The organism is Hymenobacter sp. BRD67 (assembly GCF_013256425.1).
In the GTDB taxonomy this organism is placed as follows: domain Bacteria; phylum Bacteroidota; class Bacteroidia; order Cytophagales; family Hymenobacteraceae; genus Hymenobacter.
The window spans coordinates 3,897,956-3,921,015 of sequence record NZ_CP053904.1 but is presented as its reverse complement, the minus strand read 5'-3'; the positions used below and the strand labels follow the sequence as shown (position 1 = coordinate 3,921,015).

The window sequence follows — 23,060 nt, the reverse complement described above, 5'->3', positions numbered from 1 at the left end:
CGTAAAAAACCTGCGTTGTTTCGTAATCAGCCGGCTGCACGTCTACCTGAGGAGCCTTAAACACCGTGCTCACGTTGGCAGCCGGGTCGTAGCGATAGATGGTAGTAGGGTAGGTAAACGACGTGAAAGCGTAGTACAGCACCTTGTCGGTACGCCGCCCGCCAAAGCCCGCCGCCGTGCCAATCGCCGGCAGTGACACCACGTGCCGGAATTCCCCGCTCTCCGAGTATACTTTCACCTGCGAGCTGGCATCGTGCAAGTAAGTAGCCAGCAGGCAGCCGGCGGCGAGGCTGATAGTCTCGAGCTTTTCGGGCGCTTCGGCAATCACGTCGTGCCACTCGGTAGGCCGGCGGGGGTCGAGGCGCACCACCCGGTAGTTAGGCGCGTGGTCGTTGGTGTACACCAGCAGCTCATCGCCCAGGCTACCAATCACGCTTGTATCAAACTCGTAGCTTGCCTGCACCACGGTCCAGGTGCCGGCTTGGTCGGGGGCGTGCAGGTCGCGCACCAGCAGGCGGTTGCCAGCCGAGAGGCCATCAGTAAGGCTCAGGCACAGCCAGCACTCATCTTCCGTCACCTCGGCAATGCGGAAGCCGAGCGGCATATCCTTGTTTTCATATATTAGCTGATCGTCGGCCTGCCCGTACCCAGGCGGTGATAATACACCCGGTGGTACTCATTTTTGCCGGCCAGCGCCGCCTCCCCGGCTTGGGGCGCGTCGTAAGCGCTGTAATAAAAGCCCGAGCCGGCCCAGGCCACGCCCGACACCTTTACCCAGTCGAGCACCTCGGGCAGGGGTTGGCGGCTGGCCATGTCGAGCAGCCTGATTTGCTGCCAGTCGGAGCCGCCACCGCTGGTAGTATATGCCAGGTAGCGATGGTCGGGGCTGAAATGCAGGCCCATAAGCGCCGTGGTACCCTCTTCCGAAAACCGGTTCGGGTCGAGCAGCACGGTAGCCGCGTCGAGCGGAGCCCCCACGGGCACGGCGTACACCACGGCCTGGTTTTGCAGACCATCGTTCTTGCTGAAAATCAACAGCTCACCCTCCTGGCTCGGCACGCTGTAGCGCTCGTAGTTCCAGAGTTGGGTAAGGCGCTCGCGCAAACTATCCCGGAAGGGAATCTGGTTGAGGTAGGCGAACGTCACCTCGTTTTGGGCCCGAACCCAGGCCGTCGTCTCGGGCGAATCGGCATCTTCGAGCCACTGGTACGGGTCGGGCACCAGGGTACCAAAGTAAGAATCGGTATGCGGGTCGCGGCGGGTGGCAGGGTAGGTCAAGGCGGAGAAGCAGCAAAAGGTTAGCTATTAGTTGTCAGTACATTAAAGACAATAAAGACAACTCATTAGGATAAAGAAGTTAAGGGCCGGGGGGCGGCTTAGGCACCGGATGCTCCAGCGTCGGCGACTCGGTCAGGATGCGCTTATTGGAAATGATATTGGCACGCACTGCCTCCTTACGCCCAGCCTGCTGCGGCCCGACCAGGCGACAGCCCGGCAGCAACAGGCCGCCCAACAGGCTGATTCGAAGGATAGAAGTACGCATGCTGCTTAAGAAATACGGCACCCGGCCGGCTGGTTTTAATTACTGACCTTACGCAGCGCCTGTGAATCCTGACGCTGCATGATAATACTTACTGCTGTTAGGCAGTGGCAGTAACGCGAACTACCAAGTTCGCACTACTGCCCTGGCGACACTTTCGCATAGGCACTGCGTAACAGTAGTTACTTATTCCCCGGCTTCTGTGGCCGAAAGCAGGGATAAATCGAGCAGGTTTTCGCCAGCTTCAGTGGTGCGGTAGGGCCGCACAAAGCGGTGGTGCCAGCGCACCTCGGCGTGGGTGTACGAGCAACGGGTGTTGATATCCTGGGCGAAGGTATCGTCGAAGCCGCGCAGCATGACCACAATTTCGGCGTTTTGCTGGGCCAAATCGTCCAGCGTCAACTCGTAGAGCGGCGACTCGGGGGTGATGTCGTGGACCAGCGTCCAGTTGAGGGGCAAAAACATGATGGTGGCACGCTCCAGGTCCAGCAGATAGTAGCGGCGGGTAAAATCGGGCAGCATCACCGACAGCAGGAGGCGGGCGCTTATATCGATGATGGTATTGGTGCGCTCGTTGGCAATGCGCACCATAAAGCGGCGCAAGCCGGTTTTTTCGTCGGGTGGGGTGATAATGGCCGCTTCGCAAAATAGAATACGGGCCGTGGGCCGGGAAAAGCGGGCATACACCAGGCCCGTAATCACGGCAAAGGTGAGCACCCCAGCCAGGGCTTCAAACGACGATAAAAAGCCCGAGGCAATGCCTTTGGGCGAAATCACGCCGTAGCCAACGGAAGTAAACGTTTGGACTGAAAAGAAAAACGCATCCAGAAACCGCTCCCACCAGGCGCTTACCAGCGGCGCGCCCAGCAGGCCCGCCTGGTAGCCGATGCCTAGGTAACCGAGCGCAAACAAGGCATTGATAACCGTAAAATAGCCCAGCACAGCCGCGCCAAACCGCGCCCACGACAGCGAAACCCAATAGTGATACCAGTCGCCCCGAACCCAGGTTGGTCCCATTCGCCGCACATTGAACGTGCCATCGCGGTTGACAAAGCGTTGGGTACGAGCGGTAAATTTTTCGCCCAATCCAGGGTCCTGGGTAGGTAAAGGGGAAAAAGTGCGAGCCATAAATCGAGTAAGTTGAGTGATGGGAGCAATGGCCCTGTGTTACGTAGTCGGCGGCACATGACCCGGTCAGACCGCTTATTTAACCCGCTTGTTCTAGCCACACCCGGTGTTCCCACCGGGTCATGAACCTCACTGCTGCGTAACAGCAGTTAGTTATTACTCGGCCGGCGGGCCAGCCGGGGCCGCCCGCAATGCTTCGGCCACGCGCCGGGCCACTACCTCCTCTACCTGCTGACGCTGAGCGGCGGTCAGCTCCTGGCCGGGGCTGCTGGCCGGGCGGCGCAATTCGCGCAGCGTACGATTCAGGCTCAGGCGTAACATGCCGTACAGCACCAGGCTCAGGATACTGAGAATCAGTGCCAGAGGGGCAAAGAACCGGTCGAGCAGCGGCTCGGCTGCTGCTGCGGGCGCCCGGGACGACGGAGCCGGGCCCGTGGCGCTGGCTTCGGCTGCTTCGGCCGGGCCGGCGCCACTGCCAGCGTCTGCGGCGGCCTGGGGAGCCGGCGCGGGGTCGGTCGGAGGCAAGCCGGTTTGCACGTAGTCGGTTAATTTTTTTTCCAGCGTTTGCAAGCCTTCCAGGCGGGCCGGGTCGCGCTGCCGGGCCGGTGATGCTTTCAGCTTGCCGATAATCGCCTTAACCAGCGCCGTCAGCCGCGCCGGATTATCCTTTAAGCCTTTGTAAATCCTGCCTTTCGCCTCGATGGGCGCGTATAGCACTGAGTAAATGCGCAGGCTGTCGGGCCGCAGGCTGGCAGCCAGCGCCTGGAGGTTGCCCCCTTCGCAGCGGAGCGAGCGCTGAAGCTGCGGGCGGCCCGCGTCGGCATATACGTAGCGGGCCGTGGCACACCAGATTTGCACCTTGGCCTCGTCGAGCGAAGGCTGGCCCAGAGGCGTCTGGGCCGAAGCAGCCAGCGATAGTAGGAGTCCGGCAGCCAGCAGAAGCGGCCAGCAGCGGCGGGCAAGTTGGGTTTTCATCTCAAAACAGGCAATAAGCAGATTGGGGCCGGAAAGTACAACCTACCCCGCGCTTGGCCCCGCCCGGCGGGCCGCAGATTATCTTTGCGGGCTTTTCTATCTCTTAGGTATGCATATCGAAGTTCTCAAATCCAAGATTCACCGGGTGAAGGTTACGCAGGCCGAGCTGCATTATGTGGGTAGCATCACCATCGACGAAGACCTGCTCGACGCAGCCAATATGGTCGAAAATGAAAAGGTAACGGTCGTGAACGTAAACAACGGCGAGCGGCTCGAAACTTATACCATCAGAGGCGAGCGCGGCACGGGCATGATTTGCCTTAATGGCCCGGCAGCCCGCAAGGCCGCCGTAGGCGATATCGTCATTATCATCTCCTACGGCCTGGTCGATTTTCAGGAGGCCCGGGCCCACCAGCCTACGGTCATTTTCCCCGACCATCATAACCGAATTGGGTAATGAATGACAGGTTATAGCCGCACTCATTCCTCATTACCCACTACCCATTATCTATGAAGCACCTGCTCACCTTTCTAAAATACGCGCTGCTACTGAGCATTTCCGGTGCCCTGATGTGGTATGCAGTGCGCGGGCAGGATTTGTCGCGCATCGGCCACTATATTCGGACGGCTAATTATTTCTGGCTGGGTCTCACGCTCGTGCTTTCTGTGCTCGGCTATTTCAGCCGGGCTTACCGCTGGCAGATGCAGCTTTCGGCCTCGGGTACTCCGGCTCCGTTCTGGCGTATCTACCACGCTATGATGGTCGGCTACCTTGCCAATCTCGTGTTGCCCAGGGCAGGCGAGGTCATTCGCTGCTCGGTGCTGCGGCGCACTGCCGGTGTGCCGGTACAGGTAGCGCTAGGCACCGTGGTAACCGAGCGCGTAATTGATGTGCTGGTGCTGCTGGGGCTGCTGGGAGCCACATTGCTGCTCGATTTTAACACCTTCTGGGCCTTCGTTACCGACAAGCTGTTTGGCGGCCAGTACGATACCCTGGCCCGCAACCGTACACCACTCTTGTTGGCGGCGCTGGTGGCACTGGTACTGCTGGCTGTAGCTGCCTACACGCTGGTGCGCAACCTCGAGCGCCTGCGCCAGCACGCGCTTTTCAACAAGGCCATGCTGTTTATAAAAGGGCTGCTGGCGGGTGCGTTCAGCGTTATCAGGCTGGAAAATAAAGGCGTTTTTCTGCTGCATACCATTTTTACCTGGCTCGTCTATTATTTACTCGACTACCTGGCGTTTTTCTGCTTTCCCGAAACGTATGGCCTGGGCATGAAAGCTGGTTTGGCCGTGCTCACTTTTGGAGCCTTTGGCATGGCTGCGCCCGTAGCCGGGGCATTGGGCCATTTCACGTGATGGTGCAGGGCATTCTGCTGGTGTACGGCGTCAGCAAGGAAGCCGGTATTGCCTACGCGCTGGTTGTGCACGGGGCCCAAACGCTGCTGGTAGTGGTAATGGGCGGCCTCAGCTTTGTAGCCGTAGCGGCGGCCGATAAAGGCAACGTAGTAGACGAAGCCGAAGCCCTGGCTGATGAGCCGCTCACGACGGAGTAGGGCGTAAGGCATGCCGGGCCGTGAGTAGCGAAGCCTGGCCACGGCTTGCTAAAGCAGAAACTTTATTACTCTTTACGCTATTAGCTGGTACGCAGCTTACGCCCATGCCCACCGCCGATAAGATTTTGACTCGTACCGAGCTACCTACTACTTTGGCGGCCTGGCGGGCAGCGGGCGAGCGTATTGTATTCACCAACGGCTGCTTCGATTTGCTGCACCTGGGCCACGTCGACTACCTCGAAAAAGCCCGCGCCCTCGGCAGTCGCCTGGTGGTTGGGCTCAATACCGATGCTTCGGTAAGCGCGCTAAAGCCCGGCCGGCCGTTGCAGGACGAGAATTCACGTGCCCGTATTCTGGCGGCGCTGGCTTTTGTTGATGCCGTAGTGCTGTTTGGCGAATCAACCCCGCTGCAGCTCATTGAGCTGGTGCAGCCGGATATTCTGGTAAAAGGCGACGACTACGCCGTTGCCGGAATTGTGGGTCACGAACTTGTACTGGAGCGAGGTGGGCAGGTGCTTACCGTGCCGCTCGTAGCGGGCTACAGCACTTCCAATATCGTAAAAAAGATAATAAGCGGCCTCGCCGGTTAAGAACCCGGCACCGCAGCTTGCTGCCGCGCCGCTTCGCCACCACCGCCGTATTTTTGTAGCCACACTCTTCTCTCCCACCCTACCCTCACCCTCTAGCATTTTGGACATGACAACTTCGACGGCCACCGCTTCCCCCTTTCAACTCACCGAAGAGCAGTTGGCTGTACAGGCCGCCGCCCGCGACTTTGCCCAGAATGAGCTGTGGGAGGGCGTAATTGAGCGCGATGACCACCAGAAATTTCCTGCTGCGCAGATTAAGCGCATGGGAGAGCTGGGTTTTATGGGCATGATGGTAAGCCCCGAGTATGGCGGCTCGGGCCTCGATACGATTAGCTACGTGCTGGCTATTGAAGAAATTTCCAAGGTCGATGCCTCATGCTCGGTTATCATGTCGGTGAATAATTCGCTGGTTTGCTGGGGCCTGGAGCAATACGGTACCGAGGAGCAGAAGCAAAAGTACCTGACCCGCCTGGCTAGCGGTGAAATAATCGGGGCCTTCGCCCTCTCGGAGCCCGAGGCGGGCTCCGATGCTACCAGCCAGCGCACCACCGCCGAAGATAAAGGAGACTACTACCTGCTGAATGGCACCAAAAACTGGATTACCAACGGCTCAACTGCCTCGGTATATCTGGTAATTGCTCAGACGCACCCGGAGTTGAAGTCGCGGGGTATCAACGTGCTGATTGTAGAAAAAGACAGCCCGGGCTTCGTAGTCGGGCCTAAGGAAAACAAGCTTGGTATTCGCGGCTCTGATACCTGCTCGCTGATGTTTACCGATGTGAAAGTGCCCAAGGAAAACCGCATTGGGGACGATGGCTTCGGCTTTAAGTTTGCGATGCAGGTGCTGGCCGGGGGCCGCATCGGCATCGCGGCCCAGGCGCTGGGCATTGCCTCGGGCTCGCTCGAGCTGAGCCTCAAATATGCCAAAGAGCGCAAAGCCTTTGGCGTGGAAATAGCTAAGCACCAGGCCATTCAGTTTAAACTAGCCGATATGGCCACCAACGTGGATGCCGCCCGCCTGCTGTGCCTGCAAGCCGCTGCTGATAAAGACAACCACGCCGACTACGCCAAAAGCGGGGCAATGGCCAAGCTTTTCGCTTCCAAGGTAGCGATGGATGCTTCGGCCGAAGCCGTGCAGATTCACGGGGGCTATGGCTTTGTGAAAGAATACCACGTGGAGCGCTTTTACCGCGATGCCAAGATTACCCAGATTTATGAGGGCACTTCCGAGATTCAGAAAATTGTTATTTCCCGCGAGATTCTGAAATAGCCGGCGCGAGCCGGAATATTGCCTTAATTTGCACTAAGCCCAGGCCAATATGGCCTGGGTTTTTCTTTTACTGAACTTTTTTTAGAAAGTATTGTAGTAATTAGCTGTAACTTTAGGCACTTTTGTAACGATAAAGGGGCGGCCCCTTAGAATAAAAAAAACATAAATGGAAGACTATAATAAAGTAATTGAATCACTGGGAGTACGCTACATCAAAGCCAAAAACCTGGTTTTGCGCCAGGCTTTTACCGTCCGCAACGCGTACGATGTGGGCAATAACCTCATTCTGCTACATAAGGGCACTTTGGTTTTTGGCGACGAGGACCAGGTAGTAGAAGAAGGGGAATTGCTGTTTTTGCCGGGTGGCCGCGCAACGCGCGTCGGCTATGGCCAGGGGCAGCCAACCGTGTGATTTCCAATGATGATTTAATTACGAATAAGGACCGTTTTTTTACTTCTAACGATAAGCTCGACTACATCGGCGACGCGGAGGAAAGCCACAGCTTTGTTTCCTTTGAGGCCAAAGTGTTTGACTCAGTCAACTTCTTTGCCTCGCTCGATGTGCCGGCGTTTATCATCAAGGGCAACTCGAAGCTGGCCAACCTGGTCATTAAAGTTATTGAAGAGTCGCTGCAAGACCTGCCGGGCCGCGAGCGGCTGATTGGCATCTATACCGAGAACCTGGTGGTGGAGGTCGTGCGTTATATCTTACGCAACAACCTGTTTGTGGAGCAGTTAGCCACTAACAGCACGTACTTCAAAGACCCCCGCCTGATTGACTTGTTTAACTTCATCAAGGAAAACCTAAGCGGCGACTTATCCAACAAAGTGCTGGCAACGGTAGCCAATGTGAGCGAGGACTACGTGGGCCAGTACTTCAAGATGCTGACCAATATTAATCCGCAGGATTATATTGAGTATCAACGCATGGAGCGGGCAGTTTCGCTATTGCGCACCACCAAAAAAAGCATCCGCGATATTGGCAAGGAAGTAGGCTACAAGGACACCGCTTACTTCTGCCGCCGCTTTAAGATGATGTTTGGTATCCCGGCCGGCAAAATGCGCCGCCGCGAAACCGCCACAAACATCTGAGACCACTGATTAGCGAGGATTTTAGCGGATTACACGGATTTTGTGAACGCCGCTACGCTATTTTCATAACAGAAAAGCCACCTTTAGGGTGGCTTTTCTGCTTAATAAGGACCTGACAATTGCCTGCCTCTGCTGGTGGCTACGGCGAAGGCAGCCGTCTACAAAATCCGTGAAATCCGCTAAAATCCGCGCTAATCAGTGGTCAGCGGAGCGAGTAGCGGCTACTGCCTCGGCCAGGAAGCTCGGGTCGCGCTCGATGTGGTTGCCGACCACCACCATGTCGGCCCGGCAGCCAGGGCGGCATGTACTTTCCCGGCAGTATTCAGGCCACCACCCACAATAACCGGCACCTCAACGGCTTCGCGCACGGCCCTAATCATGGCCGCCGATACCGGGTGCTGCGCCCCGCTGCCACCGTCCAGGTACATGAGGCGCAGGCCCAGCTGCTCGCCGGCCAGGGCAGTTGCCGCCGCGATGCCCGGCTTATCGTGCGGCAGCGGCGCGGTTCCACTAATGTAAGAGGCCGTAGTGGGCCGGCCACTATCGACCAGCATATAGCCAGTAGGTAATATTTGCAGGCCACTCTGCCGCAGGCGGGGGGCGGCTACTACGTGCTGGCCAATCAGAAAATCAGGATTGCGACCCGAGATGAGCGATAGCAGCAGAATGCCGTCGGCGGTGGCGTCTACGTGCAGGGCATGGCTCGGAAACAGCAGAACCGGCACCTGCGGTGCTTCCGCTTTGAGCAACGCAATAAGGGCAACCTGGTGCTCAGTAAGCACCAGGCTGCCCCCTACGAGGAAAAAATCAACGGGATGCTGCCGGATTAGTAGCAGCAGGTGCTGCAGGCGCGCCGGCTCGAAGTCGTCGGGGTCGAGCAGCACTGCCAGCGCCTTGCGGCCGCGCAGCCGTAGCCCGGTCAGCTTATCAAGCAAGCGGTTCGCGGTAGGGAAGATTGTCGTCGTGGCGGGCGGCGGCAGCGGCATCCTGAGCAGCAGAGGTAGCGGGCCAGGTCGCGGGCGGAGTGCCCATAGTGGCCGATGAAGCTGCAAGGTCGGCATTTTTGCCGGTTTCCGCTTCATGCCTGGGCATAATATCCTGCACGGCCTTCGTAACCAGCGCCAGGGCTACGGCAGCGGCCTGCGCCATAATAACGCGTCCGGTTTCGCTCTGGGCAAAGGCCATAAGGGTCGGGCCGAGCAGGCTGCGCTTAGGCTGAGCAGCGGCAGCAGTTTCCCCGCTTTCGGTAAAGCTGTCGGAATGCGGCAGGCGCCGGCTATCGTCGTAGGGGCGAGCCTGGTACGAGTTGCTGGAAGCATACGAGTGCGCCGGGCCTTCCTCCTCACCGTGGTCTTCCCCAAAGTGGTAGTCAACCGTATCGGAGCCGTGCTGAGCTGCCGAATGGGCCGGAAAATCGGCCTGGTGACTCAAGCCGTTATCATCGTCTTCGCTGGCGTCGTCGGTGCTGAAGCGGCCCTGCTCATAAAAGCCGTCTCCTTCAACCCCATCAGTAGCAAACTCCTGACTAGCAGGCTGATTAAAGGCTGAAGTATGAAAATCACCGTCCAGCTCATCCAGCTCCTGGTCATTCTCATCATAGCCGTCGAAGCCCGCGTAGTCTTCATAGGCCGAGCGGTACCTGTCGTGATGCGCATGCTTTTTACGCGAACTGCCTCCAAATGCCTTGCGCAACAGCCAGACAGTGCTGAATACGCCGGCCCCCACCAAAGCCAGCTTGCCGGCCTGAATGGTATGCTCCTTAATATCTTCTACATCGCCGCGCAAAGCCCGCTCATATTCCAGCTTTTTGCGCTCCAGAAAATCCTTTTCTTCTTCAAACAACGGGTTGGTGGGCTCGGTCATGATAAGGGGTGTTTTGCAAGATAGCTAGAACGGCAGGCCGCAGCCTACGCGCGTTTATCCGATTTATAGATGGTGTTATTCAGCAGCTTATCGGCCACTCCCTGAAAGAGCTTTTTATCGACCCCGACAAAGAACAGGATGGCCAGCACCAGGTACAGCGCAGCTACGATTCCGAACCCGGCCGATGGGCTATGAAGCGCATCATTCAGCACCAGGCCCAGGTAGATGGAGCCAAATACGATGAATAGAAAACCCAGCAGCCCCAGCGCCACCCCGTGAACGGTGCCCACAAAGGCATTTTTCACTTTTTCCTGGGCTTCCAGGCGCACCAGGTCGATGCGGGTATCCAGGTAGCCGGTGAGGTTGCTGATGAGGCTATCGTTGCGCGGCGTTTTGTCGTCGGTCAGGGAGGCCATGTGGGCGGAATTGTTTAGCGGAGAAATGCGGTTAATAAGCTGGGCTGAAAGCAACAGCTTAACCAGCCAGGGCGTTCTTTACGCAAAACTTGGGGCCGGGGCTGCCTTTTACGACCGGCTTTCGTTTAATTTTTTGTGGCGTGAGTCAGAATCATTATCAGGTACTGGGCGTGCCGCCTACCGCTCCCAGTGCCGACATCAAGCGCGCCTACCGGCGCCTGGCCACCGAGCTGCACCCCGATAAGCACGGCGGCGACCGCCACTACGAAGAGCAGTTTAAGGCCGTCACCGTGGCGTATGGCGTACTTTCAGACCCCGACCGCCGGGCTCAGTACGACTACCAGCTGCAACAGGCTACCCGCCGGGCCGAGGAACAGCGGCGGACTACTGCCCAGTCTGCCGGCAGCGGCCCTTCGGTATATAAGATGCCGGGCACTCCCGCTGCGGGCCCGCCCCTGCGCACGCGCCCACCGGCCGGCAGCCGCGAGCGCCACTACCAGCAGCGGGTGCCCCGCCAGCAGGTGCGCTTCAATAAGCAGGATTTTTGGCTGGTAGCCGGGCTTGTCTGCCTTATTTTTCTGTTTGGCATCTCCGCCAAGATAGTGATGGACCGCGTGCAGGCCAACCTGTATTATGCCGACGCCCGCACCGCCTTTGCCAAAGGCCAGTGGCTGGAAGCCGAACGCCAGCTCGACCAGGCGCTGAGCTTTCGCGACGACCACGCCGAGGCGCTACGCCTGCGCGGCCAGCTCCGGCAAGATATCAACCACGACCTGCAAGCGGCCCGCGCCGACTACCAGGCCGCTCTGCTGGCCGATGCCGGGCACGCCCTTGCCACGCCCGAAGCGGCTCGCTTGCTTTACCGGCTGGGCCGTTGCGAGGCGGGCCTGCACGAGCCCGCCGCCGCCGAGCTAAGCTATTGCCGCGCCCTGACCCTGGACACGACGCTGGCCGAAGCCTACCTGGCCCGCGGCGAAAACCGCCTGCTCGACCTGCGCCAGACCCGCCCGGCCCTGGCCGACCTGCGCCACGGCCGCGGCCAGCTTACCCGCGCCGGCCGCCCCGTACCGCTCGAATATCTCCAGACGGAAGGGGCCGCCCTGGCCCACCTGGCTCGCTACGAGGAGGCCCGCGCTACCTATAAGCTAGCGCTGGAAAGCCAGCCCGAGGATGGCCGCACGCTCTTTCTGTTAGGCCGCCTGGCCCAGCAACAGGGTGACTCGGCCAGCGGCTGCGAGTTCTTTCGGCGCGGAGCTAAGGCAGGGTATTCCTATGCCGTAGCCGCCGCAGCTGCCTGCCAATAATGTTTTTATATAGCAAATACTTGATTTTTTAACAAGCAGGTTTATTACTCACCCATGCTGGTGAAAACCCCTTGACAAGGAAAAAATTCTATTTCAAAGAAGCCGCTTGCACCAAACCAGCAGCCACAGCCTTAGCAATAAGCTGCGCGTGGTGGCGGCCATTCTCAATAAACCAGCGGCTGGTGGCCAGCCCGCCGCACACCGTGCCGGCCACGTACACACCGGGACGGGCCGTTTCGTGGGTTTCGGGGTCGAAAACCGGGGGCTTGGCCGGGTCACTTTCGTCGAGCGGCAGGGCCAGCGCGTCGATGAGCAGCGAGTAGTCGGGCCGGTAGCCGGTGAGGGCGTACACGTAGTCGGCCGGGATGCTGCGTGGGCCGTTGGGCGTGGTCACCTCCACCGAGTGCGGCGTGATGGCATCGATGGTCGTGTTGAAATACGCCGTGATGCGGCCCTCCGCAATGCGGTTGATGAGGTCGGGGCGAATCCAGTATTTCACGGTATCGGCCACGGCGGCGCCCCGCACCACCAGCGTAACGCGGGCCCCGGCGCGGGTGAGCGCCAGCGCAGCTTTGGCCGAGGAGTTTTTGGCCCCGACAACTACCACCTCGCGCCCGGCGTGGGCATAAGGCTCTTTATAATAGTGATTTACGTGCGGCAACTCTTCCCCCGGAATCCCCATAAAGTTGGGCACATCGAAGAAGCCGGTGGCCACGACTACGGCGCGGGTAGCCAGCTCGCCTTTGTCGGTTTCGACGATAAAATCGCCGGCCTGCCCCCGCAAAGCAGTCACTTTTTCATATAGTCGCAAATCCAGCTTTTCAGCCGTGGCTACGCGCTGGTAGTAGTCGAGGGCATCTTCGCGGTGGGGCTTGTAGGAAGCCATCGGGAAAGGATGACCACCGATTTCGAGCAGCTCGGGCGTCGAAAAAAACTCCATTTGGGTGGGGTAGCCCACCAGTGAGTTGACGAGCGCGCCCTTGTCGACCGTAGCCACTGAGAGGCTCCGTCGCTGAATTTCGATGGCGCAGGCCAGCCCCACAGGGCCAGCCCCGATTACAACAACGTCTAGTTTGGCAGCAGGCATGAAGAATAGTTGCTTGGTAAAAAACGTGGCGCGGACGTGTACGGCATTTTGATTGGCAATCAGCTACTAGCAAGTTAGAAAAGCAAGCTTACTATGCGCTTTGATTACATAGTATTTTTACTATATTTTATAACTTTAAGCATTGCCACATACAGCCGGGCCAACAGATTTGGCCTGGCAAAGCGAACTTTGTCCTACGCGCTGGCTTGTACGACAATCGGACGGGCAGTGCGGTTTCGACGCGGCCGCTAAAGTTGGCGCGCCGGCCCAGCTTATGCGCCACTGCGACCTGTGCGGAGCTACCAGCTTCGAGCCCCTGCCCTTCTACTATCTTTTTGATGGTCAGCGCCTGCAAGGCACCCGCTGCACCAGCTGCGACCTGGCTTTTCTCGACCCGCAGCCTACGCCCGCGCAGCTCGAAAAGCTGTATGGCAAGGAGTATTTCACTGACCGCCCCAACTACGACCGCACGGAGAAGGAAAAAACCTTTATCGAAGAAGGTAAAGCCCTGGACTTAAGCAAGGTGCAGGAAGATAAGTTCACGCGCTACATGCAGCAGCACTATCCGGGCCGGCGCTTTCGATACCTGGATGTGGGCTGCGGCCCTGGCTACACACTTAAAAGCTTGCAAAGCCTGGGCTGGGAAACGCACGGCCTCGAAATCAGCGCGCACGCCGCCGACTACGCCCGCCGTGAGCTGGGCCTGCCCGTAGTAACCGGCAACATCGAAACCACCGAGGACTTCCACGAAAATCAGTTCGACCTGGCTTACCTCGGCGACGTGCTCGAGCACCTGCTGTCGCCGGCCGCCGCCATCCGCAAGTTTGGCCGCATCCTGGAGCCCGGCGGGCTGCTGGTGCTGGCCTTGCCCAGCGTGACGAACCTGCCGAGCATGCGCCTGGGCTTTGCGGCCTATAAGGCGCTGGGCCGCCAGCGCCGCATGGATATTCCGCCCTACCACCTCTACGAGTTTACGCCCAGTACCATTCGCAAGATGCTGGCTAAGAATGGGTTTTCGGTGGTTGATTTGCAAAATCCGGTGAAAGCGCCGCAGCACATTCGCCTGGGGGGCAACCTGGTAGAGCAGGCCGCCAAGCTGGGCACGCAGTACCCCACCTACTGGCTCAACAAGCTGAGCGGCCGGTTTGGGGACAGAATGTTTGTGGTGGCTCGGAATGAGAAGGCACAGTAGCGCGGACGCTGCGAGTCCGCGCATGGTATCCTTGAACAACGTTCTGACGCGCGGACTCGCAGCGTCCACACTACTTTTTGCGGAGCGCTTTTAGCGCGCCGGTAGCCCACAGCGCCACGCCCATCAGCACGGGCTGCATGAACAGCCGCCCCAGCCGCTTGCCATCGGTATCGAGGCCAAACGCCGACAGGTGGTGGGTATACTGGTGAATATTACCCGGAAAAACGGCGGCATAGAACGCCGCCAGCCCCAGGCCCATGCGCACCCGGTTTGGCCCCTGCGAGAAAATCAGGGCCAGCCCCAGGCCGATTTCGACTACGCCCGAGAGCAAGACCACCGTATCTTTGTTAAACGGCACAAAATCGGGCACCTGGGCCTGAAAATCCTGGCGCACGAAAGTGAGGTGGCCAGTACCAGCCGTCACCATAAAGCTGCCGAGCAGGCAGCGGGCCACGTCTTGGAGCGGGGTGGTTTTGGGGGCGGGCAGCTGGGCGAGTGAGCGACGAGTAGTTTCCATACCGCTGCATACGATGAGCGCGCGGCCAGGGTGCGCGCCGGCCGCTAGCTCACGGCCAGCACCCGCACCGGCTTGCCGTTGAAAATCACTTCCTCGCCGGCCCGCCGCCCGTGCAGCGCCGCGGCCAGCGGTGCCGCCGCCGATACGGCCATAAACTCCTGCCCTGCGGCCGTAGCCAGTCGCCCCGCGCTGATGCTGACGTAAAACAGTCCCAGGCTGGTACTGGCCAGCGCGCCCAGGCGCACGGTATCGCTGGGTAGGTCGGGGTTGATTTTTTGCAGGGCGGCCAGTAGCTGCTGCGCCTCGTGCAGCTGGGCAGCGTGGCGGTCTCGCTCCTGCTGGGCCATGGCGCGGCCCGTTTCGTACTTATCGCCGGCGCTGCTCTTGGTTTCGGAGTTTGAGGACTCTTGCGCGGCCGCCATGCCGGCGCGGGCCGCGGCTAGGCGGGTGTGCACGTAGGCCAGGCAGGCGGCATGGAGGGCGGGTTTAGAAGACATCAGGAGCAAATCAACTACTATTATTCGGTTAGCCACTGCGTGGCCCAATACTGGCCGGGGCCAAAGAACAGCTGTAGGACTTCCTCCACCAACTGCGAACCGTTGGCACTATTGGTAAAGAGCAGCAGGCTCTCCTGCCTGCCGGGCAAGGTCATAAAGAAGCCCTTGAAGCTGCCATTGTCACCCCACTGCCACTGCGCCAGGCCTTGGCTGGTGCTGGCCAGCCCTACCCCGCAGGCCCAGTCTATGTACGGGTCGGCGGCCGAGGCGGCTTTGCCGCAGCGTTCAGCCGCCGTGGCGGGCGTGTGCAGCAGCCGGGCCGTGGCAGGCTTCAGTCCCTGGCCGGTGCGCAGCGCCTGCAAGAAGCGATTGTAATCGGTAGCCGTCGAGTACAGACTGAACCCCGCGTAGGGCTCCGTGAAGTGGTCGATAGGCGTGGGCTTGCCAGCTTCATCGTGGCCCGCGCTAGCTGTGGCGGTAAACGACTCATGCCAAGTAAAGCTGCTGTTTTTCAACCCAAATGGCTTGAATACTTCCTCCCTGGCCAGCGTTTCCCACGACTTGCCCGTGAGGTGCTCCAACGTTTTTTGTAAAAATGTGTAGCCCTCACCCGAGTAGTTCCAGCAGCTGTCGGGGCATATGTCAGCACCAGGGCCGAGGTTTTCCAGCTGGGTTTCGTGGGGTTTTCGGCCCAGTTGGGCAGGCCCGTGGTGTGTGCCAGTGCCATGCGCGCCGTGATGCGCGCCGCGCGGGGCTGCCCGTGCACACGGGGGTAGTCGTAATATTGGAGGAGCGGCTTATCCAAGTCGAGCAGGCCCGGTCGTACAGGCGCAGGGCTACGTAAGCTAGCATTTCCTTGCCCAGCGATGCCGCCTCGAAGATGGTAGTGGCCGTGACGGGCTGGCTGGTGCCGGCCTCGCGCACGCCCAGGTTATAGGTTTCTACCGTTTTGCCCTTGGTGTACACCAGCTGCATACCGGGCACGTGGTGGCGCTGCATCAGGGCCGTGAGCTCGTCTTTCCGGGATTGAGCCAGGGCTACCTGGCTCAGCAGAGCCAGCAGCAGAGTCAGCAGATTTTTCATTTTACATGTATAAGCTTCGCGCCCTGTACAGGGATGAAACTCAAAGGTCCGCCCATGATGAGCAGTGGTGGCCTGGCGAGGCTTCAATAAATTCCTGCTGGTTTCTACTACCACTTTGAAGTGGTATAGCGAAGATTGGGGTAAAATTAAAGAATATAGAGTTGTCGGGCTATTTTTGTTTATACTCTCTTTTTCGCGCAAAAGCTTATGCCCCGTTTCTCTCGCCGACCTGCTACTCTTACCGGAGCCAGCGTTCTGCTGCTAGCCAGTGCCTGCCATAAGGATACGCCTGCTCCTGATGCCAATACGAGCCTGCTAGCTGCCCACGCCTGGCATATAGTAGCTTCGACCTCCACCGACAACATGGTCACTCCTGCTCAAACGACAAATTGGTATTCCACCTTCCCTGTTTACCGCAAGGATGACACCTATCAATTTAATACTGATGGCAGCCTGCTTTTCGATGAGGGCCAACTCAAAGAGAAAACGACTGACCCCCAGACGGCCACCGGCAAGTGGCAGTTTGATGCCGCCCAACAGGCAATTGCCATCACGCTAGGCAAAACTGTGCCGCTCGGCACTACCGGCATTACTTCAACCACCGGCTATACTATCCGCAAGCTGAGTGCTGATACGCTTCGCCTAACTACCGGCACACAGGCCCAGACTGTAGTTCAGACGCTGGCGCGGTAACTACCGCTAATGCGCCTTCAGCCAGTTATCCCCTACTCCCACTTCCACTTCCAGCGGCACGCCGTGGGGCAGCAGCAGGGCCGTAGTCATCAGCTCGCGGATTTTCGGGGTCACGTACTCCACTTCCTCACGCACGGCGTCGAACACGAGTTCGTCGTGCACCTGTAGTATCATCTTGGTACCCAGCTTCTCGCGCTCCAGGAAGTCATGGATGTTTATCATCGCCATCTTGATGATATCGGCGGCCGTGCCCTGGATGGGCGCGTTGATGGCGTTGCGTTCGGTATAGCCGCGCAGCGTGGCGTTGCGCGAGTTGATGTCGCGCAGGTAGCGGCGGCGCTTGAGCAGGGTTTCGGCGTATTCCAGCTCGCGGGCGCGGTTGATGCTGTCGTCCATAAACTGCTTTACCGACGGGAATTCCTGGAAATAGGTATCGATAATGTCAGTGGCTTCCTTGCGGCTGATGCCGATGCGCTGGGCCAGGCCAAAGGCCGAGATGCCGTAGATGATGCCAAAGTTCACGGTCTTGGCCTTGCGACGCATCTCACTATCAACTTCACTCAGGGGTACGTGGAACACCTTACTGGCGGTGCTGGCGTGTACATCCTGGCCCAGGCGGAAAGCCTCAATCATGGTTTTATCGCCCGAGAAGTCGGCCATGATGCGCAGCTCCACCTGCGAGTAGTCGGCGGCCAGCAGAATATGGCTGGCATCGCGCGGCACAAAGGCCTTGCGAATTTCACGGCCCTTCTCGGTGCGAATGGGAATATTCTGCAGATTCGGGTTGGTGGAAGAAAGACGGCCGGTGGCCGTAACGGCCTGATTGAACGTGGTATGCACCCGCCCATCTTCGCACACCAGCTGCGGCAGCGCCTCCACGTAGGTCGAGCGCAGCTTGGTAAGCTGGCGATATTCCAGGATAAGGCCGGCGATGGGGTTGTCGATAGCCAGCACGCTCAGGATTTCCTCGCCGGTAGCGTACTGGCCGGTTTTGGTTTTCTTGATTTTGCCGCCGCCGAGCTGCATCTTATCAAACAGCACCTCGCCCAGCTGCTTGGGCGAGCCGATGTTGAACACCTCGCCGGCTTCTTTAAAAATCTGCGTTTCCAGCTCCTGCACGTAGCCTTGCAGCTCGGCCGAGTACTCGTTCATGGCGTTGGAGTCGATGCGCACGCCCTCGCGCTCGATGTCGGCGAGCACCGGCACCAGCGGGTTTTCCACGTCATTTAGCAAGCCCAGCAAGCCCAGGTCTTTGAGCATCGGCTCAAAGACGTGCCGCAGCTGCAAGGTCACGTCGGCGTCTTCACAGGCGTAGTCGCGCACGCGGGCCGGCTCAATGTCGGCCATCGTTTTCTGGCTTTTGCCTTTGGGCCCTATGAGGTCGGTGATGGGCACCGGCGTGTAGTGCAGATATGTCTCGGCCAGCACGTCCATGTTGTGGCGCATATCGGGCTCGATGAGGTAATGCGCCAGCATGGTATCGAAGAATGGTCCGGCTACGCGCACGTCGTAGTTTTTGAGAATAAGCAGGTCGTACTTAATATTCTGGCCTACTTTCACAATGGTCCCACTCTCAAAAAATGGGCGAAACTCGTCTACCAGCGCCTGCGCGGCCTCGGCGTCGTCTTGCGGCACTGGCACGTAGTAGGCTTCGCCCGGCAGGTAGCTAAACGAAAGGCCTACCAGCCGCGCCGTCATGGTATTGAGCCCGGTGGTTTCGGTGTCGAAGCTCACTTCGGGCTGCTGCAACAGGAACTCCAGCAATGAGTTGCGCAGCGCAGGCGTGTCTATCAGGTGGTAGTGATGCGGCACGTCTTCCAGCGTTTTGCGCGGGCCGGTGTAGTAAGCCCCCTCATCGCCGGGCGCAAACTCGCCGTTTTCGGCGGCGATTATTACGGCTTCGCTGCCCTCACCAAAGAGCGAGCCCTGGGCGCTCGGCGCGGCCACTTTGGGCCGGCGCGCCCCGCGCCCAACCGGCGCGGCCGGGCCCCGACCGGCGGCCGGCGCGGCCGCCGCGCCACCCAGCACCCGCGCGGCCAGCTGCCGAAACTCCAGCTCGTCGAACAGCCCGCGTAGCTGGGCTTCGTCGGGCGCATCAACCGTTAGTGATTCGGGCTCAAAATCGATGGGCACGTTGACGTGGATAGTCGCCAGCTCCTTGCTCAGCAGGCCCTGCTCGGCGAAGTTGCGTACGTTTTCCTGCTGCTTGCCTTTCAGCTCATCTACGTTGGCAATTAGGTTCTCGACCGAGCCGTACTTCTGAATCAGCGTCTTGGCCGTTTTCTCTCCGATACCCGGAATACCGGGAATATTATCGCTCGCGTCGCCCTGTAAGCCCAGAATATCAATTACTTGCTCGACGCGCTCAATCTCGAAGCGCTGCAGCACGTGCGCCACGTCGAGCACCTCGGCCGCGTTGCCCATGAAAGCCGGGCGGTAGATTTTGATGTTTTCCGTTACCAGCTGGCAGTAGTCCTTGTCGGGCGTCATCATAAACACCTCGAAGCCGTGAGCCTCGGCCCGCTGGGCAATGGTGCCGATTACGTCATCAGCCTCGTACCCGTCCATCATCAGAACCGGGATATGAAAGGCCTTGATAATCTGCTTAATGTAAGGGATTGCCACCCCAATATCCTCGGGCATGGCCTGGCGCTGGGCTTTGTAGGCCGCGAACTGCTCGTGGCGAAAGGTCTTCTTCGGCCCATCAAAGCACACCCCAATATGGGTGGGCTTCTCCTTTTGCAGCACCTCCACCAACGTATTCGTAAAACCTAATATTGCGCCCGTATTCACGCCCTTCGAGTTGATGCGCGGGTTTTTGGAGAAAGCAAAGTGCGAGCGGTAGATAAGAGCAAAAGCGTCGAGCAGGAAGAGCTTTTTGGCGGGAGCAGGCGTAGATTCAGACATAGAGTACAAAGTACGGGAGACCGGGAAAAATTACGGGATTTATCCTTGAACTGACTTAAAGATTTAAGTTGCCCGGTCATTTATGTTTGTACCAATATTCTGCTACCCTTTTAGTTGTCTTCATGCTACGCGATAATCAAGGACGCGCCCAGAATGCCCGGCTCGTATTTCTGCTACTTACGCTGGCAACAGGCTGCCTTGCACTGCTCAGTATCCTTGCCTTGACCCTGCCAGATTGGTCGGGTACTGCTACTAGCACAGCATCTGCCTTTACAACAGGCATTTACTATAGCTACTCTTTACTGCTGATTGGCCAATCTGTGCTCACGGTGACCAGCTATATCGTGCTGATTATGTGGTTACGCCGGGCTTATTACAACCTTCACCAGCTACCCGATATTCATCCCGACTACTCTGATGGCTGGGCTGCTGGTGCTTGGTTTGTACCCTTTATAAATTTTGTTCGGCCTTTTACCATCATGCGCGAGGTATGGAATGGCACCCAGCGCGCGGCGCTTGGCCGCATACTTGAGCGCCCTACTATACTGAGTTGGTGGTGGACCATCTTCGTGCTGAGGATGATAGAAGGTCGTGTTACTGCCAAGTTTGGCAGTAATGGCAACAATATTACCCATGATGACCTAGCCGTCTTTTTAGCAGATGCTATTCTGGCCTGCCTGGTCGCCGGTTTTACCTGGTATGTTATCGGCCGTATCGCCACCTTTGAAGAACAATTGACCTATCGTCAGCAGGTTAATCAATTAGGCCAGCCGCTCCCGGAAGCTATTGACGTTGGCGAGCAGGCTGATTATAAGCTGGAAGAAGGCTATTGAATGCTACGAAAAGCAGAAAGCCGGTGAGCCTGTCGCTCACGGGCTTTTGCAGCAGTATAGGCCGGCCTAGAAATTCGGCGACAGCGAGTACTTATGGTAGAAATCGTCGATGATTTTCACCGCCTCGCTGGCGTCGTCTACTATCTGCACCAGATGCATGTCTTCGGCCGAGATGTTGTGCTCTTCATGGAGCATCACGTCCTCAATCCACTTAAACAAGCCGCTCCAGTAGGCCGTGCCAACCAGCACAATGGGGAAGCGGCCGATTTTCTTGGTTTGAATCAGGGTCAGGGCCTCAAACAGCTCGTCGATGGTACCGAAGCCGCCGGGCATGCCCACAAAGGCTTGAGCATACTTTACAAACATCACCTTGCGCACAAAGAAGTAGTCGAAGTTGATGCACTTATCCTGGTCGATATAAACGTTGTGGGTTTGCTCGAAAGGCAGCTCAATGTTGAGGCCTACCGACTTGCCGCCTTCGGCACGGGCACCCTTGTTGCCGGCTTCCATGATGCCGGGGCCGCCGCCCGTGATAACGCCGTAGCCGTGGCGCACCAGCTTGGAGGCAATTTCCTCGGCCATCTGGTAGTACGGGTTGTCGGGCTTGGTGCGGGCCGAGCCGAAGATACTGACGCAGGGACCGATTTTGGATAGCTTCTCGAAGCCTTCCACAAACTCGGCCATCACCTTGAAAATCTGCCAGCTATCGGCGATTTTAATCTCGTTCCAGTCTTTGTCTACGAAGGCTTTGCGGATGCGCTGCTCATCGGGGTCGGGCGTCGTTTTGGGCGTGTTGCCCGTTTGCTGGCGCAGCTCCGTAATGGAAGTCAGCTTGTTATCGTTTACGTTGGGCTGCACAATAGTCTTGCCCGAGCCGGCATTCAGGCTATCGTCGGAAGACTTGGTTTTACTGGTTTTTTTAAGTTTGGACATACCTGCCAGGGTGGGGAAAACGAAACCGCCCCAGCTCAGGGAGCGGGGCGGCCAAAAGTAAAGGGCGAAGATACGGAATTAAGCGAATGATTTTTTAATGTGCTTTGGCAGCACCACAGCAAGCAATCAGACTAAAATAGCATATATAATGCATAAAATCAGCTACTTGCCAATTTAAAATCACCCGCTCACTTGGCCCGGATAGCAATTACCGGGTCGAGGTTGGCGGCCAGCACCGCCGGAATAATACCCGCCAGAATACCAATACCCACCGAAACTAATAAGCCCAGCGAGATATTGCCCGCGCTTAGAAATAGCTCCATACTATCCTGCGGGATAAGCGTGATGAGCCAGACCAGAAAAATGCCCACCGCGCCGCCCAGCAGACACAGGAACACGGCCTCGAACAGAAACTGGAACAGAATAAAGTAGTTTTTGGCCCCAGCGACTTTTGAATCCCGATGATATTGGTGCGCTCGCGCACCGACACAAACATGATATTGGCAATGCCAAAGCCGCCTACCAGCATCGCAAACGAGCCGATAATAGCCCCGGCTATGCCAATAACGCTAAACAGCTTTCCAATGGCCGAGGCTATCATCTCGGGGCGGTTAAGGGCAAAATTGTCTTCCTGCCGGGGCTTGAGCCCGCGGATAATGCGCATAGCGCCCTGCATCTCGGCTTCGAGGTTGAGCAGGCCGGGGTCGTCGTCGCGGCCTTTCACGCCGAGTGTGGGCGAGGGGCCGCTCATGCCGGTGCTGCTCATGGCAAAAATGCTGGCGAAGCTGCCGTACGGAATCAGGCAGTTTGCGTCGTTGCTGGGAGTACCGAGCAGGTTTTTTCCTTCTTTTTTCATCACGCCAATCACCGTGAAGTAGCGGCCCTGAGTTTTGAGCTGCTGGCCAAGTGGGTCGCCCTGCGGATATAGGTTTTCGGCTATGGTTGCGCCGATGATGGCTACCGGCCGGCCGGCGTCCATCTCCTGCGGCGTAAAGTAGCGGCCTTTCTCAATCGGCACGCTCGATATCGTGCGGTATTCGTAGCTTACTCCTTCCAAAGCGCAGTCGCTCACCGAGTTGATGCCCGCCTTCAGCGTATTGCCGTTTTTGGCCACGAAAATAGCAACTCCCTTCTGGCTGCCGGCAGGCAGTAGCTTTTGCAGCTGCTGAAACTCGTGCAGCGTGGGCACGGGGCGGTTGAAGTACTTCCACCAGGGAAAGTTGGACTCGAATACCCAGGGCCACTTGTTGACATAAATAACCTTGTCGCCCAGGAAGTTCATGCTGCTGCGCACGTTGGCTTCGAGCGAATCGACGACCATGAACACGGCGATAATGGAAAAAATACCTACCGTAACCCCCAGCAGCGACAAGATGGTGCGCAACAGGTTAGACCGCAGCGCCTGCCAGGCAAAGGCAAAGCTTTCGAGCACCAGGCGAAAGGTCAGAAGCATAGGGATGAGGCGTATTCTTTAGGTAGCTGCCACCGGTCGACAGCCCAAAACCATCCGAAAAGTAGTACGCAAGATGACTTTTACCTGAATCTAATGCCCTTAGCCCGGCAAGTTTACCCTTACCCAAAAAA

Annotated in this window: 24 protein-coding genes and 2 pseudogenes; 10 read left to right on the top strand and 16 right to left on the bottom strand. The window is 58.1% G+C overall.

Annotated features, from left to right (window positions below; translation table 11 throughout):
* Positions 1–112: 112 nt before the first annotated feature.
* The 4 genes and pseudogenes from GKZ67_RS23875 to GKZ67_RS18300 all read right to left on the bottom strand — a co-directional run.
* Positions 113–1,221, bottom strand: a pseudogene (locus GKZ67_RS23875) (S9 family peptidase); the annotation flags it as partial.
* 136 nt (positions 1,222–1,357) lie between these two features.
* Positions 1,358–1,543, bottom strand: coding sequence for a hypothetical protein (locus tag GKZ67_RS18310; protein ID WP_173245263.1), 186 nt, complete (start codon positions 1,541–1,543; stop codon positions 1,358–1,360).
* Positions 1,544–1,726: 183 nt separating this feature from the next.
* Positions 1,727–2,668 (bottom strand): ion channel, encoded by a 942-nt coding sequence (locus tag GKZ67_RS18305; protein ID WP_173245260.1) that lies wholly within the window; start codon positions 2,666–2,668, stop codon positions 1,727–1,729.
* A gap of 156 nt (positions 2,669–2,824) precedes the next feature.
* The gene (locus GKZ67_RS18300; protein ID WP_173245257.1) at positions 2,825–3,643 is read right to left on the bottom strand and encodes a hypothetical protein; all 819 of its coding nucleotides are present in this window, start codon (positions 3,641–3,643) and stop codon (positions 2,825–2,827) included.
* Positions 3,644–3,752: 109 nt separating this feature from the next.
* On the opposite strand from GKZ67_RS18300, the gene panD reads away from it, so the two are divergent.
* From panD to GKZ67_RS18270, 6 genes and pseudogenes are all read left to right on the top strand, one after another.
* Positions 3,753–4,100, top strand: coding sequence for an aspartate 1-decarboxylase (gene panD, locus GKZ67_RS18295; protein ID WP_173245254.1), 348 nt, complete (start codon positions 3,753–3,755; stop codon positions 4,098–4,100).
* A gap of 53 nt (positions 4,101–4,153) precedes the next feature.
* Entirely contained in the window at positions 4,154–5,002 is an 849-nt protein-coding gene (locus GKZ67_RS18290) for a lysylphosphatidylglycerol synthase transmembrane domain-containing protein (RefSeq protein ID WP_173245251.1), read from the top strand.
* Positions 5,002–5,199 (top strand): hypothetical protein, encoded by a 198-nt coding sequence (locus GKZ67_RS18285; RefSeq protein ID WP_173245248.1) that lies wholly within the window; start codon positions 5,002–5,004, stop codon positions 5,197–5,199. The genes GKZ67_RS18290 and GKZ67_RS18285 overlap by 1 nt, the downstream gene beginning before the upstream one ends.
* A 104-nt stretch (positions 5,200–5,303) precedes the next feature.
* Positions 5,304–5,789, top strand: coding sequence for a D-glycero-beta-D-manno-heptose 1-phosphate adenylyltransferase (gene rfaE2 / locus GKZ67_RS18280; RefSeq protein WP_173245245.1), 486 nt, complete (start codon positions 5,304–5,306; stop codon positions 5,787–5,789).
* 106 nt (positions 5,790–5,895) lie between these two features.
* Positions 5,896–7,059: an acyl-CoA dehydrogenase family protein gene (locus GKZ67_RS18275; protein ID WP_173245242.1), complete on the top strand. Its 1,164-nt coding sequence runs from the start codon at positions 5,896–5,898 to the stop codon at positions 7,057–7,059.
* A gap of 166 nt (positions 7,060–7,225) precedes the next feature.
* Positions 7,226–8,151: pseudogene (locus tag GKZ67_RS18270) on the top strand (helix-turn-helix domain-containing protein).
* A 221-nt stretch (positions 8,152–8,372) separates the two neighbouring features.
* Here GKZ67_RS18270 and GKZ67_RS18265 read toward each other — a convergent pair.
* Genes GKZ67_RS18265 through GKZ67_RS18255 form a run of 3 tightly spaced genes read right to left on the bottom strand, consistent with a single transcriptional unit; the run spans position 8,373 to position 10,430 of the window.
* Entirely contained in the window at positions 8,373–9,086 is a 714-nt protein-coding gene (locus GKZ67_RS18265) for a geranylgeranylglyceryl/heptaprenylglyceryl phosphate synthase (RefSeq protein ID WP_317172186.1), read from the bottom strand.
* On the bottom strand, positions 9,079–10,014 hold the full coding sequence (locus tag GKZ67_RS18260) for a hypothetical protein (protein WP_173245237.1): 936 nt from the start codon (positions 10,012–10,014) through the stop codon (positions 9,079–9,081). The genes GKZ67_RS18265 and GKZ67_RS18260 overlap by 8 nt, the downstream gene beginning before the upstream one ends.
* Positions 10,015–10,058: 44 nt before the next feature.
* Positions 10,059–10,430: a phage holin family protein gene (locus GKZ67_RS18255; protein WP_173245234.1), complete on the bottom strand. Its 372-nt coding sequence runs from the start codon at positions 10,428–10,430 to the stop codon at positions 10,059–10,061.
* A 140-nt stretch (positions 10,431–10,570) separates the two neighbouring features.
* On the opposite strand from GKZ67_RS18255, the gene GKZ67_RS18250 reads away from it, so the two are divergent.
* Positions 10,571–11,734: a J domain-containing protein gene (locus tag GKZ67_RS18250; RefSeq protein ID WP_173245231.1), complete on the top strand. Its 1,164-nt coding sequence runs from the start codon at positions 10,571–10,573 to the stop codon at positions 11,732–11,734.
* An 88-nt stretch (positions 11,735–11,822) separates the two neighbouring features.
* Here GKZ67_RS18250 and GKZ67_RS18245 read toward each other — a convergent pair whose 3' ends face one another.
* Complete coding sequence (locus tag GKZ67_RS18245) at positions 11,823–12,821, bottom strand: YpdA family putative bacillithiol disulfide reductase (protein WP_173245228.1); 999 nt, start codon at positions 12,819–12,821, stop codon at positions 11,823–11,825.
* Between the two features lie 274 nt (positions 12,822–13,095).
* Between GKZ67_RS18245 and GKZ67_RS18240 the strand changes: the two genes are divergently transcribed.
* Entirely contained in the window at positions 13,096–14,013 is a 918-nt protein-coding gene (locus tag GKZ67_RS18240; protein WP_173245225.1) for a class I SAM-dependent methyltransferase, read from the top strand.
* A gap of 70 nt (positions 14,014–14,083) precedes the next feature.
* On the opposite strand, the gene GKZ67_RS18235 is transcribed toward GKZ67_RS18240, so the two are convergent.
* The 4 genes from GKZ67_RS18235 to GKZ67_RS18220 are packed head-to-tail and all read right to left on the bottom strand — an operon-like array spanning position 14,084 to position 16,110.
* Complete coding sequence (locus GKZ67_RS18235) at positions 14,084–14,530, bottom strand: DoxX family membrane protein (RefSeq protein ID WP_173245222.1); 447 nt, start codon at positions 14,528–14,530, stop codon at positions 14,084–14,086.
* Positions 14,531–14,574: 44 nt separating this feature from the next.
* Complete coding sequence (locus GKZ67_RS18230) at positions 14,575–15,027, bottom strand: 3-oxoacyl-ACP synthase (protein WP_173245219.1); 453 nt, start codon at positions 15,025–15,027, stop codon at positions 14,575–14,577.
* A 20-nt stretch (positions 15,028–15,047) separates the two neighbouring features.
* Positions 15,048–15,668, bottom strand: coding sequence for a serine hydrolase domain-containing protein (locus GKZ67_RS18225; RefSeq protein WP_254245280.1), 621 nt, complete (start codon positions 15,666–15,668; stop codon positions 15,048–15,050).
* 1 nt (position 15,669) lies between these two features.
* Positions 15,670–16,110: a serine hydrolase gene (locus tag GKZ67_RS18220; RefSeq protein WP_173245213.1), complete on the bottom strand. Its 441-nt coding sequence runs from the start codon at positions 16,108–16,110 to the stop codon at positions 15,670–15,672.
* Between the two features lie 207 nt (positions 16,111–16,317).
* Between GKZ67_RS18220 and GKZ67_RS18215 the strand changes: the two genes are divergently transcribed.
* A complete protein-coding gene (locus tag GKZ67_RS18215; protein WP_173245211.1) occupies positions 16,318–16,803 on the top strand; it encodes a DUF5004 domain-containing protein in 486 nt (161 codons plus the stop codon).
* A gap of 6 nt (positions 16,804–16,809) precedes the next feature.
* Here GKZ67_RS18215 and polA read toward each other — a convergent pair whose 3' ends face one another.
* On the bottom strand, positions 16,810–19,710 hold the full coding sequence (gene polA / locus GKZ67_RS18210) for a DNA polymerase I (RefSeq protein ID WP_173245208.1): 2,901 nt from the start codon (positions 19,708–19,710) through the stop codon (positions 16,810–16,812).
* A 122-nt stretch (positions 19,711–19,832) separates the two neighbouring features.
* Between polA and GKZ67_RS18205 the strand changes: the two genes are divergently transcribed.
* Complete coding sequence (locus GKZ67_RS18205; protein ID WP_173245205.1) at positions 19,833–20,543, top strand: DUF4328 domain-containing protein; 711 nt, start codon at positions 19,833–19,835, stop codon at positions 20,541–20,543.
* A gap of 66 nt (positions 20,544–20,609) precedes the next feature.
* Here GKZ67_RS18205 and GKZ67_RS18200 read toward each other — a convergent pair whose 3' ends face one another.
* The 3 genes from GKZ67_RS18200 to GKZ67_RS18195 form a co-directional block, all read right to left on the bottom strand.
* Positions 20,610–21,476, bottom strand: coding sequence for a TIGR00730 family Rossman fold protein (locus tag GKZ67_RS18200; RefSeq protein WP_173245202.1), 867 nt, complete (start codon positions 21,474–21,476; stop codon positions 20,610–20,612).
* A gap of 188 nt (positions 21,477–21,664) precedes the next feature.
* Positions 21,665–21,874, bottom strand: a complete 210-nt coding sequence (locus GKZ67_RS24800) for a hypothetical protein (RefSeq protein WP_317172185.1) — start codon at positions 21,872–21,874, stop codon at positions 21,665–21,667.
* Positions 21,784–22,929, bottom strand: a complete 1,146-nt coding sequence (locus GKZ67_RS18195) for an ABC transporter permease (RefSeq protein WP_317172184.1) — start codon at positions 22,927–22,929, stop codon at positions 21,784–21,786. Before GKZ67_RS18195 ends, GKZ67_RS24800 begins: the two co-directional genes overlap by 91 nt.
* Positions 22,930–23,060: the final 131 nt, after the last annotated feature.

Bases quoted from the DNA above. Each gene is read 5' to 3' on its own strand.
- GKZ67_RS18310 (WP_173245263.1), bottom strand. From the start codon at position 1,543: ATGCGTACTTCTATCCTTCGAATCAGCCTGTTGGGCGGCCTGTTGCTG.
- GKZ67_RS18305 (WP_173245260.1), bottom strand. From the start codon at position 2,668: ATGGCTCGCACTTTTTCCCCTTTACCTACCCAGGACCCTGGATTGGGC.
- GKZ67_RS18300 (WP_173245257.1), bottom strand. From the start codon at position 3,643: ATGAAAACCCAACTTGCCCGCCGCTGCTGGCCGCTTCTGCTGGCTGCC.
- panD (WP_173245254.1), top strand. From the start codon at position 3,753: ATGCATATCGAAGTTCTCAAATCCAAGATTCACCGGGTGAAGGTTACG.
- GKZ67_RS18290 (WP_173245251.1), top strand. From the start codon at position 4,154: ATGAAGCACCTGCTCACCTTTCTAAAATACGCGCTGCTACTGAGCATT.
- GKZ67_RS18285 (WP_173245248.1), top strand. From the start codon at position 5,002: ATGGTGCAGGGCATTCTGCTGGTGTACGGCGTCAGCAAGGAAGCCGGT.
- rfaE2 (WP_173245245.1), top strand. From the start codon at position 5,304: ATGCCCACCGCCGATAAGATTTTGACTCGTACCGAGCTACCTACTACT.
- GKZ67_RS18275 (WP_173245242.1), top strand. From the start codon at position 5,896: ATGACAACTTCGACGGCCACCGCTTCCCCCTTTCAACTCACCGAAGAG.
- GKZ67_RS18260 (WP_173245237.1), bottom strand. From the start codon at position 10,014: ATGACCGAGCCCACCAACCCGTTGTTTGAAGAAGAAAAGGATTTTCTG.
- GKZ67_RS18255 (WP_173245234.1), bottom strand. From the start codon at position 10,430: ATGGCCTCCCTGACCGACGACAAAACGCCGCGCAACGATAGCCTCATC.
- GKZ67_RS18245 (WP_173245228.1), bottom strand. From the start codon at position 12,821: ATGCCTGCTGCCAAACTAGACGTTGTTGTAATCGGGGCTGGCCCTGTG.
- GKZ67_RS18240 (WP_173245225.1), top strand. From the start codon at position 13,096: ATGCGCCACTGCGACCTGTGCGGAGCTACCAGCTTCGAGCCCCTGCCC.
- GKZ67_RS18235 (WP_173245222.1), bottom strand. From the start codon at position 14,530: ATGGAAACTACTCGTCGCTCACTCGCCCAGCTGCCCGCCCCCAAAACC.
- GKZ67_RS18230 (WP_173245219.1), bottom strand. From the start codon at position 15,027: ATGTCTTCTAAACCCGCCCTCCATGCCGCCTGCCTGGCCTACGTGCAC.
- GKZ67_RS18220 (WP_173245213.1), bottom strand. From the start codon at position 16,110: ATGAAAAATCTGCTGACTCTGCTGCTGGCTCTGCTGAGCCAGGTAGCC.
- GKZ67_RS18215 (WP_173245211.1), top strand. From the start codon at position 16,318: ATGCCCCGTTTCTCTCGCCGACCTGCTACTCTTACCGGAGCCAGCGTT.
- polA (WP_173245208.1), bottom strand. From the start codon at position 19,710: ATGTCTGAATCTACGCCTGCTCCCGCCAAAAAGCTCTTCCTGCTCGAC.
- GKZ67_RS18205 (WP_173245205.1), top strand. From the start codon at position 19,833: ATGCTACGCGATAATCAAGGACGCGCCCAGAATGCCCGGCTCGTATTT.
- GKZ67_RS18200 (WP_173245202.1), bottom strand. From the start codon at position 21,476: ATGTCCAAACTTAAAAAAACCAGTAAAACCAAGTCTTCCGACGATAGC.
- GKZ67_RS18195 (WP_317172184.1), bottom strand. From the start codon at position 22,929: ATGCTTCTGACCTTTCGCCTGGTGCTCGAAAGCTTTGCCTTTGCCTGG.